This window comes from Bacillus sp. GMs2/2, from assembly GCF_050172095.1.
In the GTDB taxonomy this organism is placed as follows: domain Bacteria; phylum Bacillota; class Bacilli; order Bacillales; family Bacillaceae_G; genus Bacillus_A; species Bacillus_A cereus.
In genome coordinates, this window is the sequence record NZ_JBNLYE010000067.1 from 1 (window position 1) to 18,593 (window position 18,593).

The following is an 18,593-nucleotide window of genomic DNA, read 5'->3' on the forward strand; positions in this document are numbered from 1 at the left end:
GACGATGGATTATATTATCTTGAAAAAGGAAAATCTTTGTATGGCTTAAAACGTTATAAGGAAGCTTTGGCAATATTAAAACACGCTACCATACCAGATTATATGAGTCATCCACTTGATCAATCGTGGGTATTAACAGCTGGGTCTTATCGTGCCCTTTGCTATATAGAACTTCAAGATAAAAAATCTGCCTTAAAAGAGGCAAAAGAAGCCGTTCAAGCAATAGATAGCTATCCTGATTCCATCTTCACTTCATTTATTAAAGAAACATTACAAATAATACAAAAACTTTAAGAATGTCTCTAAATGGTATATTATTCCTCTTTTTTAGCAAAGATAATAATGATGGGAGGAATATAAATGAATATTCAACGTGCAATAGAGCTTTCTATGTCAGCAGAACAAGCCAATGTCAATTTTCAAGGCATGCCTGTTATGATTCAACACGTCGATGAAAGCAATGAAACCGCCCGCATATATGAAGTAAAAAACCCAGGACGCGAATTAACTGTTCCAGTTAATAGCTTAGAGGAAATATAAGAAATGCCACTTCTCTTTTGAAGTGGCATTTTTCTTCTTTCAGATTACTTATTATAAATTTCTTCAACTCTTTATTTTACATGAGCTGAAAAAATAAGAATTTTCTACTTCTTTTCTCTTTGTGACCTGCTAAAATACAAACTATGGATTAATTATTCGTACTATACATTAAGGAGGAAAAATAATGGCATCTAATTTAGAAAAAAACCAGCCTTATTATGCAGTTATATTCACTTCTAATTTATCAAATAATACAACTGACTATAATACCGTTGCCGAAGAAATGGAGAAACTTGCAAAGCAACAATCTGGATTTTTAGGTGTAGAAAGTGCACGAGGTAATTCTGGACTCGGAATAACAATTTCTTATTGGGAATCACTTGATGCGATTGAAAATTGGAAGAAGAACACCTTACATAAAGAAGCGAAAAAAAGAGGTCGTGAGCAATGGTATGAAAACTTCCACCTGCGTATTTGTCTTGTTGAGAAAGAATTTAAGTTTCATAGAGGTACAATATAACTATGAAGGAAAAATTAGCTCTCGTTATTGTTCATGAAATATATGGTGTGAACGACCATATGCATCACGTTACCCAGCACTTTACTTCATCTCATATAGACGTATTCTGTCCTAATCTTCTACACTTACAACATGCATTTCATTATCGTGATGAAGAAAAGGCATATGAACATTTTGTAAATCATATTGGATTTGATGATGGAAAAAAGCAAATTGAAGAATTCATTTCTCATCTTTCTAGTAGTTATACACATATTGGACTTATCGGCTTTAGTGTTGGAGCTACCATCTCATGGCTATGTAGTAACAATCCGAAAATAGATTTTATTATCGGATGTTACGGTTCTCGTATACGCGACTATGTTCACATAAAGCCTGCATGCGCTACACTACTTATATTCCCTGAAAAAGAAGCTAGTTTTTCAGTATCCTCTTTCATTCAAACATTGCAGCAACAGAATAACCCTTTATTAGAAATAAAACAACTACACGGTGAACATGGATTTCTAAATCCGTACACTGAAAAATATAACGAGCACTCTACAAAACAAGCATACAATTTAATAGATTCATTTCTTGTAAAGTGAAACTTTAATCCGTGGGGGTTGTTCATCCCCCACATAACCTCTTTTCTTACGCTGAATTTTGAGGCGGGGGTCTTACTGCCCGTTAATGCAGGATAAAAACAAGCTTATGAAGGAGACTCAAATGACGCTGACATTACTCTTACTTGTTTTCATACTCATTGCCTTTATCTCAGCGCTAACTATCATTTTTATAACCGTAAAAAAAGGAGGATTTTTCAACCGCCCCTACTTACAATCTATTATCGTTTGCATTTTATTTTTTACTAATTGGATCTTATATGTAACAACTTTTTATTCGCTACTCCCCGAGAAAGTTAGTGAGTTCATATTCTTACCCATTTGGTTTTTCCTTTGTATTTTAGGTTTTATAACTTTCTGGCGTGAATGGGGAAATAATCGTGTATTCTCCATATGGATCGGTTTTCTTTCCTTGACTAGTTTTTTATTTGGATTATTGTTGTTAGTTCTTTCCGGGATGTAATAGAAGAAGGAAGAAAAGCTAACGTTCAACTTTTCTTCCTTCTATGTTTACCTTTAGTTTTCACTGTCACTGATTCACAAGGTGTATAATATATTTGAGGTGTCGCCTTATCAACAAACATCATAAACGTAATAAAGCCGATAATAAAGAAAATAAATAACGTTAACAAAATTGCTCCTATCGTTAAAAGTATCATAACACCACCCCTATATTTTTCATGTTATTACACTTTTCGCTATGATATGAGTGTAATCCTTTTTAGAAAAGGAAACGTAACAAAATAATCACAATCACTCCCGTTAATACTGTACCTAATAAACTACGAGTATATATCGCTACAAGAAATGTTGGAATTGCTGCAATAAGATAATCCCACTGCATCGTTTCATGCATAAATAAAACTTGTGCTAAAAGCGCTGCTAATATCGCAATTGGTATGTAATTTAACCATTTTAAACCCCAGTCAGGAATTTGTAGTTTGCTAAATACGAGTAGAGGTAAAATACGTGGCACGATTGTAACAGCTCCTGCTGCTAGTAAAAGTAATAATACGTCTAATCTCATTTCCATTTTTCAATCACCACTCCAATCGTCGCAGCTAGTAATGTTGCGATAATAACCGCTATACTATCTGGCATAAATAAGTGTGAAACGTATGCGATAATAATCGCTACAATTGCAACACTTAAATGAATTGCTAGCTTTGGTTTACTACTTATGAGCTGAAGTACAAATAATCCGATAAACATTGCTGGTAATGCATAATCCATCCCGTATGTATGTGGATCTGGTATCCACTCACCAAATAGCCCGCCGATAATAGTAGCAAGAATCCAGTTTAAATAAGCCGTTACATTTAGCCCAATCATCCATCTTTCGCCTAAATATCCTTTTTGCGCTGCATGCTGCACTGCAACACCGAACGTTTCATCTGTAATTTGAGAACCGATTAGTAAGTTTTTAAATAGAGGCAGTTTCATAAAGTATGGCGCAAGCGCAGCACTCATAAGAAGGTGGCGCAAGTTAACAAAAAATACAGTAAAAATAATTGCGGAAGCAGGAGCACCGGCTGCATACATACCAGCTAATATAAATTGGGCAGAACCTGCATAAATTAAAGTGGACATAAACGCAATTTCAATGATGGAGAAACCAGCTGTTTTTGCAATTACACCAGCTGCTATACCGATGCTCAAGTAACCAAATACAGTTGGTAAACAATCTTTTACTCCTTGCTGAAATGTATCGTCACTCTGCAAAGCTACATGTGCCTGAGCTTTACTCATCTCTATCATCCTCCATTCCTTCTAAAGTTCGTTTTCCTGTTACGACATGAACTAAATCTATATTTTCACGCCATAACGTATCTAACTTATCAGCTCCAAATTCCTTTGTGATTTCTTCAACCATAATATCGTGCCGCACATACTCTGTAGCAACGAGAACTAGCGCTGGGTCATACGTTGTAACGGCCCATGAAGTGCTATCATTTGAGAAGTTCGCAATTAATACTTCCTCTCCATCACGAGCAATAACAGTTAAATGACCACCCATTCTCTTTTCAACAACGTGGGGCGTCATATAATTATGATGAAACGTCGCTCCTATTTTTGTTTCTGGAGCTCCAAATAAGATTGAAAATATATGTACGCCTTCCTCTTCCTTTTGATGAATGTATGGTTCAATTTCATGCACTTGTTCTTCCCATACAGAAACCCATAACTCTTCCTTAGCTCTACTAATTATATTGCATATTTCTTTCAAAACACGATCATTTGAACGAATATGCGAAATTACATCTATTTGTCGCTCTTGTTCTAAACAATTTAATTTCTCATCTAAAAATTCAAAGGACTTTTCAAAGTCTTTTCGCATTCGATTCATTAATTCGGTAGCGGGTACTGGTACATATTTAACTGGTTCAGAAGGTACAATATGCACTGCTCCTTTATCCATTAACTTACCGAGTACCTCGTAAATCATAGAACGAGGTACTCCTGTTTGTTTACTCACTTCATAGCCCGTTACTGGGGAATGTTTTAGTAGTCCAATATACGCTTTACATTCATACTGAGAAAATCCTAACTTTTGTAATTCCTTTATAATTTCATCCATCGGTAACCCCTCACAATCTAAATCGCCCTTACTTCAAAACGACGATTTTGCTTCCCTTTACTTTTTACTTTATCAATAACAAGTGTTCCTATTTCACTCGTATTTTTCACATGTGTGCCTCCACAAGCTTGTTCGTCTAAATTTTCAATTGTAACAATGCGGATTTCTTGGATAGTAGTTGGCAGGAGATTTATTGCTGTTTTAATCATTCCTACAGCATTTTCTGCTTCTTCGCGGCTCATATAACGAGTGGAAATTTCTTTATTTTGCTTAATAAGTTTATTCACTTCCTCAACAATTTCTTCTACTTCCACGCTCGATAACTCTTGTAACTCATTAAAATCGATACGTGCTTTATCAGGATAAATTTGATTTCCAGTGCATAGAGCTCCATACTTTTCATAAACAACAGCTCCGATAAGATGCAGTAAAGAGTGATGACACATTAAATTATGACGTCTTTCCCAATTTATCTCTAATTTAACTGGACCTAACTTTACTTGAGCTTCATCTTTTATATAGTGAACTATTTCTCCTTGCTCCTTCTTTACTTTTTCAACTTCAAATACAGACCCATCTTGTACAATGACACCCGTATCACATTCCTGTCCTCCACCAGTTGGATAAAAAACTGTTTCTTTTACAAATACTTTATTCCCTTCTACTCTTATCACTTCTGTTTCGCAACTCGTTTTGTATGCATCTTCTAAATATAATGCCGTTGTCATACTCTCACCTCTTTAGTAGTTATAGTTATACCTACTAATATAAAAAAGAAGCTCCATAAAGTCAATTGATAATTCTGAAATTTTAAATTAATAAAAGACTCCTTTATTAGGAGTCCACTATCTCAATATTTCATTCGCTTCTTTTTCATAAATTTTATCAAATGACGTCATAACACGCTGTGATGCTTGAATCATCTTTTGATCTGTCATAAGATCTGCCATCTCTTTCGTCATATCTACATTTGAATTTTCTAGCATATGATTTTTTACTATTCCTGTTCCGTTCGGTAAATTAGCAATGTTTCCTTCTGCTAGTGTAAAGCTTTTGTTTTCACGTTGCACGAGACGTGCATTCGTTTCTGCATCTACTGTTTTTGTTTGCAAACGACCAATATTATTTTGTGTTACTTCATCATATAATGTACCGTCTGCTTGTACAGCAACCTTTGCTCCTTCTGGAATACGAATACGCTCATTATTCTCTCCCATTACGAAAGCACCTGAAGATGTTTGTAAATATCGATCACTATTTAATGTGAAACTACCATCTCTCGTTAAAAACGTTTCATCATTTTTAGAAGTAACAAAAAATGATGTTGTGCCGGCCGCGCCGTCATCTAAAAAGAAATCTGTAGCGCTATTTGTCATTTGTATATTTCCTTGTACTAAATTCACATGCGTTGCAGCTGGTACTACAGCGTAATCGACCGAACCGATATTTGTTACCGCTCCATCTCCGCGGCGATATGTGTCTTGTACATCAAATACTTTAGACGTCATATTTTCTGCTTTAAATCCTGTAGTTTGAGCATTTGCAACGTTATTCGAATGAACATTAATGCGCTGCATGTAATTCATCATGCCCATAGAACCTATATAAAGACCGTTCATATTCGTTTGAATAAGGCAAACGCCTTATTCTTCACCTCTTTTCTACGATGTTTGTAACATTTGTTTTGCTAAATGTTCAGCTGTAGCGATATGTATATTTTTCTTTATGTCTTGGCCATCTGTCATTAATACAATAGGAGCTGATGATACTGCTGGAATTTTCAACAATTCGCCACTACTTGCTGTTTCATCAAATTTCGTAAACACAATACCATCTATATGAATATCTTTAAAGTTTGTAATAATTTCAATCATATCTTTACTTTTCATTGAAGCTGATAACGTTAAACAAATATAATCTGGTTCTACTTGTCCCATCGTTTCAATCATTTCTTCCACTGTTTCTGACGTACGATAATTTTTCCCTGCTGTATCAATTAAAATATAATCGACGCGTGCTTCTTCTTTAAAATACGTAAGCGCTCTTGTCATTGCAGCTTCATCACGCACAGCAATTACTTCAGATCCAATTGTCTTTACGTTATCTTGCAATTGCTGCACTGTCCCTATGCGCGAATGATCGGTCGTTATAAAACCAACTGTTTTTTTCTTACCGTGAAATTGCCATGCCATTTTCGCAAGTGTCGTCGTTTTACCAACGCCAGTTGGACCTATTAATGCAATTGTTTGTACTTCTTTTTCAAAGACGTTTTCCGTATTAAAATGAGATTTCATATCTTCCAATATGTACCTGATAACTTCTTCTTCCGTAATCATCGTTGCATTTTCAAACTTTATTTTTAACTTTTCAGCATATGCATGAATGAAATATTGTTCCACATCGTTTTGTTCTAGCATCCGAATTACTTTTTGAATAATAAACGGTACAGATTCTTGATTTTCTTTCTTTGGAGCTACTTCTTCTTTCTTTACTGGAACGACTTGTTTCACAACTTTTTTCTTTTTCGTTACTTCCGTTTCTTTCATCGGTTTCACAACGACGATTCCTTTTTCAAACAGCTTTAATAGTTTCTCTTTTTTTCTTGCCCATTCTTCACTATTTCCTGTTTGCATCGCCGCGTATGACATAGAAGTCGTTACGTTTTCTAAATTGTGCAGTACTGATTGAATTCCATTCGCCTTCACAATTTGTTCTGAAGGATCATTCACAACATCCATTAATTGTTCATGAAATTGAGCTGTACTTTCATTCACTTCTTCCTGTTTTTCTTCTGGAAATGCAACTAACATTTCATAATCCTTTTTCCAAAAAAACGGTATATTTCGTTTTACACTTTCATCGACAACGTAATAATAATCTGTACCATATTGGTCAAATAACTTTCGATACAATTCATTTTTCGAAGCTGCTTTTATTCGCATTAACGCTTCTTTCTTTTCTGTACTTTCCATTACTTCACCCCCTACTATTCAATATAGGCAATTTGATCCACAACAATTTCTGGTGCTAATTCACTAATACAAAGTACTTGTGCTTCCACTTGATAACGTTCTAGCAGTCTTACAATCGCAAATCTAAAATCTTTTCTACGTGTTAATAACACTGGTTCTCTTCCCATTAAACGTGCTTGCTTAAAGACGCGCTGCACTTGCTCAACGACACGTGTTTCTAAATCTAAATCCCAGTTTAATAAGTAACCTTGATATGAATTATTCACAACATCCGCATCTAACTCGATTGAATCAGAGAAGAGCGCTGCATATATTTTTCCGTCCGGATTTTTCGCATTTTCACAAATAACTTTTGAAATACATTCACGAACAAATGATGTTACACCATCCACGTGGTTTTGATAAATTTCTTTGCCGTCAATAATACCTTCAATAATTGTTGGTAAATCACGAATAGAAATACCTTCTTTTAGAAGTTGTTTAATAACATTTTGAACAAGTGATAAATCAATTTCTTTTTTCTTAATCTCTTCTAATAGAACGCCATTATCATTTTCAAGCGAGTTAATTAAGTCTTTTACATGTTGGCGCTGAATTAATTCATGAAGATTACGTCTAACGACAACATCTAAATGTGTAATTAATATGCTAAGTGGCTCTAACACTTGATAGCCTTTCATTTGTGCATCTTGCACCATATGCTCTAAAATCCAATATCCATCTTCACCAAAAATTGGATCTTTCGCTGGCTCTGCATCTAAATCAGCCATTACGTTTGGTGTTTTCAGTGCTAATAAATAACCTGATTTTAAAACACCTTCAGCCGCCTTCGCACCTTTAATTCGAATAATGTAACGTCCGCGTGGTCTAAAGCTCGTATTATCTTTAAAGTTAATTCCAGGAACGTTAATACCAAGGTCAGTAATAATTGACTTCCTCATAAGAACAACTTTATCACGCGCTGTTTCCCCGTTAATTTTCTGCTTTACAAGTGCTGCTAAATCTAAACCGAGTTCTACTATAATTGGATATTTATCCGTAAATACTCCAAATGAATCTTCTACTTGTTGCAGTTGCTCATCTTCGCCTTGGATCATTTCTATTTCTTTTTGAAGCTCGTCTTCTTTTTCTTTCTTTATTCGATTTTTATTACGAATTCCTAAGAAGATAATTGTTCCGCCAACGAGTGCGAATGGTAGAAACGGTAGCGGAGTAAAAATACCCATTGCGATAAATAAACCACCGAGCGCATATACAACGACTTCATGCGCTAATAACTCTTTAAAGATACCTTCTGTTACTGTATCTGGTGAGCCGTCAAATACACGCGTTACGATAATACCTGTTGAAATTGCAAGCATTAGCGATCCAATTTGGTTTACGATTCCGTCACCGACAGTTAACTGTGTATAATGAAGAGCCGCATCTGCAAAGCTCATCCCCTGCTGCATCATTCCGACAATTAAACCGAAAATAATGTTTACGAATAAAATGACAATCCCGAAAATAACGTCCCCTTTAATGAACTTTCCGGCACCATCCATCGCCCCATAAAACTCTGTTTCCATATTTAATTTTTTTCGTTTTGCTTGTGCATCTTTTTCTGAAATAATACGCTGGTTTAAATCAGCATCGATAGACATTTGTTTCCCTGGTAAAGAATCAAGTGTAAAACGAGCTGCTACTTCAGCTGTACGAGACGCACCGTTTGCAACAATAAACTGGAATATGATTAATACTGTAAAAATAACGATACCAATTAATAAGTTTCCGCCAATTACGAACTGGCCGAACTCTTCAATAACATGACCTGCATTTCCATCTGTCAAAATCGCTCGCGTCGTCGAAACGTTAATCGATACGCGGAAAATCCCGATTAATAACAACATCGTTGGAAATGACTTTAATTCATCCCACTCGTTAATACTTGTCGCTCGCATATAAATAAGCACTGACATACTTAGTAGAAAAACGATAATGATATCAAGTATAAATGGTGGAAGTGGAATTAAGAGCGCCACTACGAATGACGCTGCTAAAAAGATAGAAAAATAGGTTCTTGCAGACTCTATCTTAAACAAAGAGATCTCCTCCAAACGCGCTATTATACTTCAAGTTCGTTCGTCTGAATTAAATAGCGCATAACTTCAATTACAGCTACGTATAAATCTTCTGGAATCGTCTCATCTTCCTCGACTTGATAATATAAAGAACGAGCAAGCGGACGGTTTTCCACCATTGGTATTTCTTGTTCACGGGCAAGCGTTCGTATATATAACGCGAGCTCATCTTCCCCTTTTGCAACGACAATTGGTGCTGCATCAACGTGTTTATTGTAACGAAGTACGACCGAAATATGAGTCGGGTTGTTTACAATAAACGTTGCGCCATCCATCTTCTTCGCAATTGTTCCTTGCAAGATTGCATGCATAAAGTTTTTTCGTTTCCCTTTTACTTGCGGGTCCCCTTCATTATCTTTATGCTCTTGTTTCACTTCTTCTTTTTTCATCTTAATATCTTGCTCGTACTCCCATTTTTGATAAATGAAATCAATAATAGAAAGAACGATTAAAATAATTAAAATTGCTAAGAAAATAAATTTAATTTCCCTAATAATTTCAGTAAGTGACGCAGTCCAGTTAAATCCAATCATGCTCACGATTTTCTCTAAATTCTTTTTAAAAAGAACGTAAGCGACGTAACCGATTAATCCCATATAAAACAGTGATTTCAAAATATCTACTAAACTTTTACGACTAAACAGTCTCGTGAAATAGTTTTTCGGATTAATACGTGATGCTTTCGGTTTAATGACTTTAGAAGAAAATAGGAACCCGACTTGAATCATATAATTGAATAAATGAAAAGCGTATACGAGTATTAATATCGGAGCCGATACTTTCAGTAATAAAATCCCCATTAAATAAAAATACTCGGTTGAATCTGTATTTTTTCCAATTTGATCAAACAGCACCGCTACGGAGTTCGCAATCTCATACCCTAGCCAATCTCCGAAGAAATAAACGACAACTGCTAATACGAGAATGGAAAATAAATTATTTAAATCTTTACTCCGGGCAATATTCCCTTCTTCACGCGATTTTTTACGCTTCTGCGGGGTGGCCTTTTCTGTTTTATTATCCTTTGCCATGCGCTTCCCCCTACTTCGTTAAGAAAAAGTTAAATAGTTTCGTATACTCTTCAAGTAATACATCCGTCATATTTTTAAACACATAACCGAGCATCGGTACACTCATCGCAATAAACAAAATACCGCACGTAATTTTAATTACGTATGCATTCATAAAAACGTTTAATTGCGGAGCGTTTTTTGCAATTAAAATAAGAACAAAGTTAATGATGAATAAACTTCCCATGAGCGGAAGAGCAATTTCAACCGCTGATGTGATCGCAAATAATAGCGTTGCGAGTAGACTATCTAAAAAACTAGTCGTCAGCAATTTTGAAATCGCCTCTGTATATTGAAACGACTTTAAAATCGTGGCAACGAAATAATTAATGCCGCCAAGTGAAATAAAAATAATGAGGAAGAACATATCAAAAAGTGTTGAAAGTAAAGTAGACTGTGATCCTGCATTCACATCAAACAAACTCGCCTGTGATAAACCGATATCAAAGTCTAAAATATGTCCAGCCATTTTCGGAATGTTCCACAGCATTTCTACAATTTTTGAAAGAGATAATCCAATGACAATTTGCGTCGCTGCATAAGCAGCTACATCCCAAACCGTCTTTATATGAGAAACATCAACTTGATCGGCAACTGTAATCGACAGACCGAGCCCAAATGTAACCTTCGCCATAGCTGGAATAGATCGTCCTGAGAAAAACGGTAAAAAATATAAAAATGAAGTAATGCGGCAAAACGCAAAAAACGTCGCCGCCCATAATTCCATATTCATTTCAGTTCACCTATCTTAGTACGAACGCAATAGCGATGGGATTTTATCAAATAAATCTAAAATAAGCGTCGTTAACTCTTGGAACATCCACGGACCTAAAATGATAATAACGAGGACAATACTCGCCATTTTCGGTAAAAACGTCAGCGTTTGCTCTTGAATTTGCATCATCGCCATAATGACAGCGATGATAATAACGACAATCATACTTACGCCGGCAACCGGCATTAAAATCATAACCCCTTTATAAAAAAAGGTTTGAAAAATATCTATAATTGGTGACGTATTCATTTATATGACTCCTATCACATAGCATCAAACGCTTCAGGCGACCGTTTTAAACATAATGTCGACGATTTTTGTATATCCACCTAAATATACGAAAACGAGTATTTTAAACGGTAAACTTAAAATCATCGGCGGTACCATCATCATCCCGAGGTACATTAAAAGTGTACTAATAATCAAATCTATAAATACAAACGCTAAATAAATGAACATCCCTGTTAGTAAACCCTTTTGAATTTGCGTTAACGTAAAGGATGGTACGAGCGTAAATAGTGAAAGATCTTTCAAATCTTTCGGCAACTCTTCTCCGCGTACTTTCAGCATCATTTTTAAATCATGCTTATACGTATGCTTTGACATATATTCTTTCATAATAGGAGCTGTCGTTTCCGCAGCTTGACTTACTGTTATTTTCTCTTTCGTCATCGGATCCCACACATCGCTCTTCAGTTGCCCGAGTACAGGCTGCATCGTAAAGAGTGATAAAAATAATGCAAGTCCAACAAGTACTTGGTTTGGTGGTAAATTCATTACCCCAAGTCCTTGACGTGTAATCCCTAGAACGATCATAAAATAAGTAAAATGTGTAAATAATAGAACGATAGAAGAAGATAATGATAAAAGGGTAACGAGCGCAAATAGTTGTACACTTGAATTACTCGTAAACTCTTTTCCATTTTCGAAATTAATAAAACCGTTCGGGGCCGCATACGCTGGATTTACAAAAATAATTGAAAAAACGATAGAAAATACGAAAATAACGGCTAATAATGATAACTGTTTCTTTATTCTCATGATGGATCCTCTACTTTTTTCGTTTCAGTCTTTACCGCGTCTTCTAGTGCTTGTTGAAACTGATTTCCTGTTCCGGTTAATTGCACAGACTGCACACCGTTATTACTAATAACAGTGAACACTTGCTTTCCGTCCACTTCAAATAAAAAGGCACTCGTTTGATGATTTAAATACACGCCGTCTTTTACTTGAATATGTCCATTTTCACCCTGCTTAAAAAACTGCTGTTTGCGCGTCTTTTTCGTCATATAATATGCACCGTAACCGAGCGCACCAAACAGTAAAACGACTTGAAATAAGGTCGTCATATACGACATATGACTCCTCCTCTACTCTTTATCTTGCATTTGACTTTGCGCTTTCATAAGCGCCGCTTGTTTCTTATCAGCTTCAATTTCAGAAATGATAATACCGAATTTCTCGTCCATTACGATTGCTTCACCGATGCCGACTTTCATATTACTTAAATACACATCTACTTTATGTCCTAAGTTTTTCTCTACTTCAAGAACATCGCCAACTTTTAACTGCTTTACATCACCAAGCGTAATAGATGACTTTCCAAGCTTTACACCAAGTTCAATCGAAATATCTGAAACAGTATCGATATGTGCTTTGCCTGCTTCATTTCGCTTTCCTGCAAAATCTTCTAATCCCATTAATGACACGGGAGATACTTCATGCTTCATATGGATCCTCCTACTCTACAAAACTTTTAAATAGGAGCGCCTTACGCGTTCCATCTTTTCCAATAAAACAATTAAATTTATGCTTTCCATCTACATAACCAAGTAATTCATCCGAAACTTTCGTATGAAGCGGAATAATATCGCCTTCTTCAATTTGTTCAATCTCACTCATTGTCATTTTCTGCTCACCAATTGCAACGTGAACAGGTTTGTACACTTGATTTACTTTCATTTCCACTTCAGACGTATACTTTTTACGCTTGTCTGAAGAATGTTCGACAATATTTTCAGACGTTAACTTATCCATAATTTCTTCAACAGATAAGAATGGAATCCCGATACGCACCGTCGTATTCCAAAAATCTGTTTTCATATTTACGTTAAGTAATGAAATGATATCGCTCGCTGTCGTAATCTTTAATGCATTCGGATCTGTTTCCGTCGTTACAAATTTCGGTTCAATCGCAACAACACTTTCAAATGATTGCTCTAAATTTTTACAAAGAAGCAAGAATATATTATCAAGCGTTAAAAACTCAAATGCTGTTAACGGTCTGCGCATCGTAAAGTTACGCTTACTATCTCCGCCAAGCCAACATTCATGAATATAAATAACGAATGCTAAATCAATCTCAATAACAATTTCTCCAAGCTCTGGTAAACCGAGATCAATTACACAATATAAATAATAATCTTTCGGCATTTTCTCCACATACTCACTCGTAAATGGAACTTGCTCAACCGTTGAAGGCTCTAGTTCAATTGGAATACGCATACGCGCTGATAACGTCTGTGACGTCTGTTTCCCAAACGTAGAAGCAATCGCTTGCAAACTACGTAAATGCTCAACACCGAACTTCTCTGGTCTATTAAAATCATACTCTTGAAATTTCTCTTGCTTTCCTGCTTCTTGTGCGAAAGCTGGCATTTCCTCGCCTTCATTTACCGCCTTCAGCAGGGCATCAATTTGCTCTTGGCTTAATTTTTCGCCACTCATGACAATCCCCTTCCCTACCTTTTCAATTCAACGATTTCAACGTACATCTTTCCATTCTTCGTCAAAATCTTTCCGGTTCCAATCTCTTCATTCTCAAGCATAAGACGCACCGTATTTTTCGTTGAATTTTCAAGACGATACAATGTACCTTTCGTAATATGAAGCAGATCTTCAATTTTCTTTTTCGTATTTCCGATTTCAAAATAAATTGTTAACGGAATATCATCTTGTAATTTCAAATCTAGCCAACTCCCATATCATGTTCACGAAAATTTCATGTTCTCTCTATATATGAAACTTCTTATTTTGAAACGTCGATATTTAATATTTTTTTAATATATCCTTGCGTTTCTTTAAATGGCGGTACGCCTCCGTACTTTCTCACATTACCAGGACCAGCATTATAAGAAGCAAGCGCCAATACTAAGTCGCCGTTATTTTTCTTTAAATAACCGCTTAACTCTTTCACGCCACCTTCAATACTTTCAGCTGGTGAAAATGGATTCTTCACACCCATCTCCTTCACATTCGCTGGCATAAGCTGCATAAGACCCATCGCACCTGCATGTGATACCGTTTTCGGATTAAAATTAGACTCTACTTCAATCATTTTTTGAATTAACGTTTTTGGAATTCCATATGTACGACTTACACGATCAATAATATCCTCATACTTCCCTTCATTGGAAGAACGTATTTTTTGAATATTATACTTCTTCGTTAATTCCCACGTATCAGCAGCCTCATTTTTCGTTTCTGGGAAACGTCGTTCAAACTCTTTTTGCGCAACTTGCACTTCATCTGCTTTCTTCGTTTCAGCCTTTTCTTCAGACTTACTCGCTTCCTCTACTTTATTAATAGTTTCTACCGGTTTATTAACAACCGCTTCTATTTTCGTAGATTGTACCGGCTGACTCATATCTTCTACTTTTGCCGGTTGCGTAGTAGCCTTCGTCTCCTTCGCAGGTTCACTCTGCAACTTCTCTTGAAAACGACTACTAACGAATGCTTGTGGACTACTTAGCCTTTGCTGAATTTGTCCTTTCTTATATGCAAGCACTTCTTTTACTATATTTCCAACTATCATAATATCACCTTTTCGGTAAACAAAGATAATCTAATATTAGAGTTTTTTTTTTAAGTTTGCAATAATCCTTTTAATAATTATGTAATAAAAAAATGAATATATTGTTAAACTGTTATTTTTTTATATTTATTAATTCGAATTTTTAGTTGACACCCGTTGTGGCAAGGATTACAATAAATCTCGAAATTGATTTTTTCGCATATTACCGTTTTTCAATTTGCAGAAAAGTCAATATAAAAAAATGGGGGTTTCTTAACATGAGAATTAATACAAACATTAACAGCATGCGTACACAAGAGTACATGCGCCAAAACCAAGCTAAAATGAGCAACGCTATGGACCGTTTATCAAGCGGTAAACGTATCAACAACGCTTCTGACGATGCAGCAGGTCTTGCAATCGCAACTCGTATGCGTGCTCGTGAAAGCGGATTAGGTGTTGCAGCTAACAACACACAAGACGGTATGTCTTTAATCCGTACAGCTGACTCAGCTTTAAACTCAGTATCTAACATCTTACTTCGTATGCGTGACATCGCTAACCAATCTGCGAACGGTACGAATACAACTGACAACCAACAAGCATTACAAAAAGAATTCGGTAAATTAAAAGAACAAATCTCTTACATCGCTGATAATACAGAGTTTAATGATAAAACTCTATTAAAAGCTGACAATAGTGTTAAGATTCAATCTTTAGATTCTGCTGATACTAACAAACAAATCTCTATCGATTTAAAAGGCGTTAGTCTTAACCAGTTAGGCCTTGACAAAATTGATATCGGTACTGAGAAACTTACAGATTCTGATCTTAAAGTAGCTACAGAGACAATGGCTCGTCTTGCAACTGCAACACAAAATGCAGATCCGGATACTCTTGCACTTGATGTTAATAATGCTAAAGAAGCTTTCGATAAAATTAAAGGTTTTATCACTGATAAAACTAAAGTACAAGCTGTAGAAAATGCATTTAACAGCTTCACTGCAGCTGATGCGGCTGGAAAAAAAGCAGCAGCAAATGATATTAATACTGAATTTACAGCTGCAACTACTGGTCTTACAGCTGGTACAACAAATACATCAAACCCATCTTTAGCAGTTGATGCAATTGATGCTGCTTTAAAAACAGTTGCTTCTAACCGTGCAACTCTAGGTGCTACATTAAACCGTCTTGACTTTAACGTAAACAACCTTAAGAGCCAATCTGCTAGTATGGCTTCAGCTGCTTCTCAAATCGAAGACGCTGACATGGCGAAAGAAATGTCTGAAATGACTAAGTTCAAAATCTTGAACGAAGCTGGTATCAGCATGCTTTCTCAAGCAAACCAAACTCCACAAATGGTTTCTAAATTATTACAATAAGCCATTTGAGTTAGTTTCCTGAATAAACCTCTCTGCTTGCAGAGAGGTTTATTTTTTATAAAAACTTCTTTTTTTGATGGAAGAGAGCATCTGCGGTGCATAGAAGCGGTTAGTGCTTATCTTGACCCCCTCTTATGCTAAAACACAAATAGCAAATAAGCATAAGCCTTTTTATCTTTTCATGACCTTTTATTAGCTTTAGAACACTAACTATATCAATCTATAAGGAGTGTCTATTATGCGTATTGGTACAAATGTTTTAAGTAGGAATGCTAGGCAGTCGTTGTATGAGAATGAGAAGCGTATGAATGTTGCGATGGAGCACTTGGCGACTGGTAAGAAGTTAAACCATGCTTCTGATAATCCCGCTAATGTTGCAATTGTGACTCGTATGCATGCGAGAGCAAGTGGTATGCGCGTGGCGATTCGTAATAATGAGGATGCAATATCGATGCTTCGCACGGCGGAAGCTGCCCTTCAAACTGTGACAAATATTTTACAGCGTATGCGTGATTTAGCCGTTCAATCCTCAAACGGTACAAATTCAAATAAAAACCGTCATTCGCTGAATAAAGAGTTTCAATCTTTAACAGAACAAATTCGCTATATTGGTGAGACGACTGAGTTTAATGATTTATCCGTATTTGACGGTCAAAACCGTCCTATTACATTAGACGATATCGGTCATACGGTACATATATCAAAATCTATTCCCCCTTCCCCTACACAACATGACATCAAGATTTCAACGGAACAAGAAGCAAGAGCGGCAATCCGTAAAATCGAAGAGGCTTTGCAAAGTGTGTCACTTCATCGTGCCGACCTTGGTGCAATGATAAATCGTTTACAGTTTAATATTGAAAATTTAAATAATCAAAGTATGGCGTTAACAGATGTTGCATCTCTATTTGAAGATGCAGACATGGCGCAGGAGATGAGTGATTTTTTAAAGTTCAAATTATTGACTGAAGTTGCACTTAGTATGGTTTCACAAACGAACCAAATTCCGCAAATGGTCTCTAAACTACTACAATCATAAAAATGAATCTTCCTTCTTTGGAACGATTCCATACAAAACAAAAGGGAAATACATATAAACTATGTATCTCCCTTTTATTTTGTACCCAAATTTTATTACTGTGTTACCGTCATAACTTGTCCGCTACGGTCAACCATTATTTTCATTTTACCGTCTTGTGCATTATATAGACCTAGTTTATGTAATTCCATTTTACAATCTTGTACGAAAGTTGGTAATTTACGTATTTGATCAATATCCGAACTTGTAATGAAATGAATTAAAAGCTGCGTCATACCTTTAATATCTTGTACAAGCTCTTCTTTCTCTCGTTTTAGCCTTTCATTTTCCAGTTGTAACGACTGCAATTCACCTTCTAGACTACGTGTATTCTTTGCTTCTCTAGAACGCCCTGCTGCCATGCTAGAAAGCTTATAAATACCTTCCATAAACTGATGTAGTTCGTCTTCTTTCCTTTCACTACATTGATTAATTGTTTCAAAGTTATCAACGATACCAGATATAACTGTTACAAGATTTTTTTCATCCTCTTTATGCTGGATTTCTTCTTTTAATTCGTACTCGTTTTCTTGTTTTCTTGCAACGATTGTCTCTTTTACTGGTATATATTTTCGCTTTCGTCCTGGTTTTTGTTTTTCAATATTTTCAAACGGTATTTCACGTTTTTTCAATTTATAATACGTATTTTGCAATTGACTTTCTGTTTTTGGAAAAAGATTTAGTTCATTTTTACTTACGTATTTTGAAATATTTAAAATGTTTAAACCGTGACGTTGACAAAATTGATACACTTCATACAGTAGCTCTAGTTCAGACTTCAGCCATGTAATTGTTGATTTTTCATATGCTCGCATCCCGCCATTTTTTTCTATATCTATTTGGAATAATACCATTCTATTATGTAAATCAACTAATTCTTCATACTTTACTTGGAATTCTTTTTCTATTTTTTTTAATTCCGCCTCTAGTTGCATATCGTTCATTTTATTATTTGACATGTTTTGTAAAAGACCTAATACATTAATTGCTGTGTGGTGATACATAATCTGTGCCACTCCCCCTCATCCTTTCACAATTCTCATCTGACTCCCATGTCTTTTAAGAAAATAGCAATTTTTACATATCCATATTATAACAGTTCGAAATTATCTGTCAAATAATAAACATACAAAAATGTATAGAAAGTATAAAAATTTGGA

25 protein-coding genes are annotated in these 18,593 nt (G+C 35.6%); 7 read left to right on the forward strand and 18 right to left on the reverse strand.

From position 1 onward, the window contains the following. From ACQGS6_RS11540 to ACQGS6_RS11560, 5 genes are all read left to right on the forward strand, one after another. The coding region (locus tag ACQGS6_RS11540) for a tetratricopeptide repeat protein (RefSeq protein WP_426965158.1) at positions 1 to 294 on the forward strand (294 nt) is incomplete at its 5' end. Between the two features lie 66 nt (positions 295 to 360). Next, the gene (locus tag ACQGS6_RS11545) at positions 361 to 540 is read left to right on the forward strand and encodes an H-type small acid-soluble spore protein (RefSeq protein ID WP_001025731.1); all 180 of its coding nucleotides are present in this window, start codon (positions 361 to 363) and stop codon (positions 538 to 540) included. A gap of 184 nt (positions 541 to 724) precedes the next feature. Further along, positions 725 to 1,060, forward strand: a complete 336-nt coding sequence (locus ACQGS6_RS11550; protein WP_426965159.1) for an antibiotic biosynthesis monooxygenase family protein — start codon at positions 725 to 727, stop codon at positions 1,058 to 1,060. 2 nt (positions 1,061 to 1,062) lie between these two features. After that, on the forward strand, positions 1,063 to 1,647 hold the full coding sequence (locus tag ACQGS6_RS11555) for a dienelactone hydrolase family protein (protein ID WP_202340235.1): 585 nt from the start codon (positions 1,063 to 1,065) through the stop codon (positions 1,645 to 1,647). 121 nt (positions 1,648 to 1,768) lie between these two features. Beyond that, positions 1,769 to 2,128: a hypothetical protein gene (locus ACQGS6_RS11560; RefSeq protein ID WP_326318481.1), complete on the forward strand. Its 360-nt coding sequence runs from the start codon at positions 1,769 to 1,771 to the stop codon at positions 2,126 to 2,128. A 25-nt stretch (positions 2,129 to 2,153) separates the two neighbouring features. On the opposite strand, the gene ACQGS6_RS11565 is transcribed toward ACQGS6_RS11560, so the two are convergent. The 17 genes from ACQGS6_RS11565 to ACQGS6_RS11645 form a co-directional block, all read right to left on the reverse strand. Then, on the reverse strand, positions 2,154 to 2,324 hold the full coding sequence (locus tag ACQGS6_RS11565; RefSeq protein WP_000602236.1) for a DUF3951 domain-containing protein: 171 nt from the start codon (positions 2,322 to 2,324) through the stop codon (positions 2,154 to 2,156). 62 nt (positions 2,325 to 2,386) lie between these two features. Next, positions 2,387 to 2,698 (reverse strand): AzlD domain-containing protein, encoded by a 312-nt coding sequence (locus ACQGS6_RS11570; protein ID WP_000425938.1) that lies wholly within the window; start codon positions 2,696 to 2,698, stop codon positions 2,387 to 2,389. After that, positions 2,689 to 3,414 carry an AzlC family ABC transporter permease gene (locus tag ACQGS6_RS11575; RefSeq protein WP_000030475.1) on the reverse strand — a complete coding sequence of 242 codons (726 nt, stop codon included), beginning with the start codon at positions 3,412 to 3,414 and terminating at the stop codon, positions 2,689 to 2,691. Before ACQGS6_RS11575 ends, ACQGS6_RS11570 begins: the two co-directional genes overlap by 10 nt. Next, entirely contained in the window at positions 3,407 to 4,243 is an 837-nt protein-coding gene (locus ACQGS6_RS11580; RefSeq protein ID WP_000343362.1) for a TrmB family transcriptional regulator, read from the reverse strand. The genes ACQGS6_RS11575 and ACQGS6_RS11580 overlap by 8 nt, the downstream gene beginning before the upstream one ends. Positions 4,244 to 4,260: 17 nt before the next feature. Next, positions 4,261 to 4,971, reverse strand: a complete 711-nt coding sequence (locus ACQGS6_RS11585) for an alanyl-tRNA editing protein (RefSeq protein WP_000205395.1) — start codon at positions 4,969 to 4,971, stop codon at positions 4,261 to 4,263. Positions 4,972 to 5,088: 117 nt separating this feature from the next. Next, positions 5,089 to 5,862, reverse strand: coding sequence for a flagellar basal-body rod protein FlgG (locus ACQGS6_RS11590; protein ID WP_001013935.1), 774 nt, complete (start codon positions 5,860 to 5,862; stop codon positions 5,089 to 5,091). A 42-nt stretch (positions 5,863 to 5,904) separates the two neighbouring features. After that, positions 5,905 to 7,215, reverse strand: a complete 1,311-nt coding sequence (gene flhF, locus ACQGS6_RS11595; RefSeq protein ID WP_000446186.1) for a flagellar biosynthesis protein FlhF — start codon at positions 7,213 to 7,215, stop codon at positions 5,905 to 5,907. 14 nt (positions 7,216 to 7,229) lie between these two features. Then, complete coding sequence (gene flhA, locus ACQGS6_RS11600) at positions 7,230 to 9,296, reverse strand: flagellar biosynthesis protein FlhA (RefSeq protein ID WP_000472585.1); 2,067 nt, start codon at positions 9,294 to 9,296, stop codon at positions 7,230 to 7,232. 23 nt (positions 9,297 to 9,319) lie between these two features. Further along, a complete protein-coding gene (gene flhB, locus ACQGS6_RS11605; protein WP_001030111.1) occupies positions 9,320 to 10,366 on the reverse strand; it encodes a flagellar type III secretion system protein FlhB in 1,047 nt (348 codons plus the stop codon). 10 nt (positions 10,367 to 10,376) lie between these two features. Beyond that, on the reverse strand, positions 10,377 to 11,138 hold the full coding sequence (locus tag ACQGS6_RS11610) for a flagellar biosynthetic protein FliR (protein ID WP_001055706.1): 762 nt from the start codon (positions 11,136 to 11,138) through the stop codon (positions 10,377 to 10,379). A gap of 15 nt (positions 11,139 to 11,153) precedes the next feature. Next, positions 11,154 to 11,429, reverse strand: coding sequence for a flagellar biosynthetic protein FliQ (locus tag ACQGS6_RS11615; protein ID WP_001098085.1), 276 nt, complete (start codon positions 11,427 to 11,429; stop codon positions 11,154 to 11,156). Between the two features lie 33 nt (positions 11,430 to 11,462). Continuing rightward, complete coding sequence (locus ACQGS6_RS11620) at positions 11,463 to 12,221, reverse strand: flagellar type III secretion system pore protein FliP (RefSeq protein ID WP_001220582.1); 759 nt, start codon at positions 12,219 to 12,221, stop codon at positions 11,463 to 11,465. Continuing rightward, positions 12,218 to 12,538 carry a hypothetical protein gene (locus ACQGS6_RS11625; protein WP_000121178.1) on the reverse strand — a complete coding sequence of 107 codons (321 nt, stop codon included), beginning with the start codon at positions 12,536 to 12,538 and terminating at the stop codon, positions 12,218 to 12,220. The genes ACQGS6_RS11620 and ACQGS6_RS11625 overlap by 4 nt, the downstream gene beginning before the upstream one ends. 12 nt (positions 12,539 to 12,550) lie before the next feature. Then, entirely contained in the window at positions 12,551 to 12,910 is a 360-nt protein-coding gene (gene fliN / locus ACQGS6_RS11630; protein ID WP_000680010.1) for a flagellar motor switch protein FliN, read from the reverse strand. Between the two features lie 10 nt (positions 12,911 to 12,920). Beyond that, the gene (gene fliM, locus ACQGS6_RS11635) at positions 12,921 to 13,907 is read right to left on the reverse strand and encodes a flagellar motor switch protein FliM (protein WP_000012356.1); all 987 of its coding nucleotides are present in this window, start codon (positions 13,905 to 13,907) and stop codon (positions 12,921 to 12,923) included. 14 nt (positions 13,908 to 13,921) lie between these two features. Then, positions 13,922 to 14,146 carry a flagellar motor switch protein FliN gene (locus tag ACQGS6_RS11640; protein ID WP_000775712.1) on the reverse strand — a complete coding sequence of 75 codons (225 nt, stop codon included), beginning with the start codon at positions 14,144 to 14,146 and terminating at the stop codon, positions 13,922 to 13,924. Between the two features lie 62 nt (positions 14,147 to 14,208). Beyond that, a complete protein-coding gene (locus ACQGS6_RS11645) occupies positions 14,209 to 14,994 on the reverse strand; it encodes a lytic transglycosylase domain-containing protein (RefSeq protein ID WP_000635247.1) in 786 nt (261 codons plus the stop codon). Positions 14,995 to 15,251: 257 nt separating this feature from the next. Between ACQGS6_RS11645 and ACQGS6_RS11650 the strand changes: the two genes are divergently transcribed. Both ACQGS6_RS11650 and ACQGS6_RS11655 read left to right on the forward strand, forming a co-directional pair. Further along, complete coding sequence (locus tag ACQGS6_RS11650) at positions 15,252 to 16,355, forward strand: flagellin (protein ID WP_426965164.1); 1,104 nt, start codon at positions 15,252 to 15,254, stop codon at positions 16,353 to 16,355. A 238-nt stretch (positions 16,356 to 16,593) separates the two neighbouring features. Continuing rightward, positions 16,594 to 17,394 carry a flagellin gene (locus tag ACQGS6_RS11655; protein WP_426965165.1) on the forward strand — a complete coding sequence of 267 codons (801 nt, stop codon included), beginning with the start codon at positions 16,594 to 16,596 and terminating at the stop codon, positions 17,392 to 17,394. A gap of 95 nt (positions 17,395 to 17,489) precedes the next feature. Here the strand turns inward: ACQGS6_RS11655 and ACQGS6_RS11660 are convergent, their stop codons facing one another. After that, entirely contained in the window at positions 17,490 to 18,437 is a 948-nt protein-coding gene (locus tag ACQGS6_RS11660; protein WP_000274677.1) for a DNA-binding domain-containing protein, read from the reverse strand. Positions 18,438 to 18,593 lie beyond the last annotated feature (156 nt).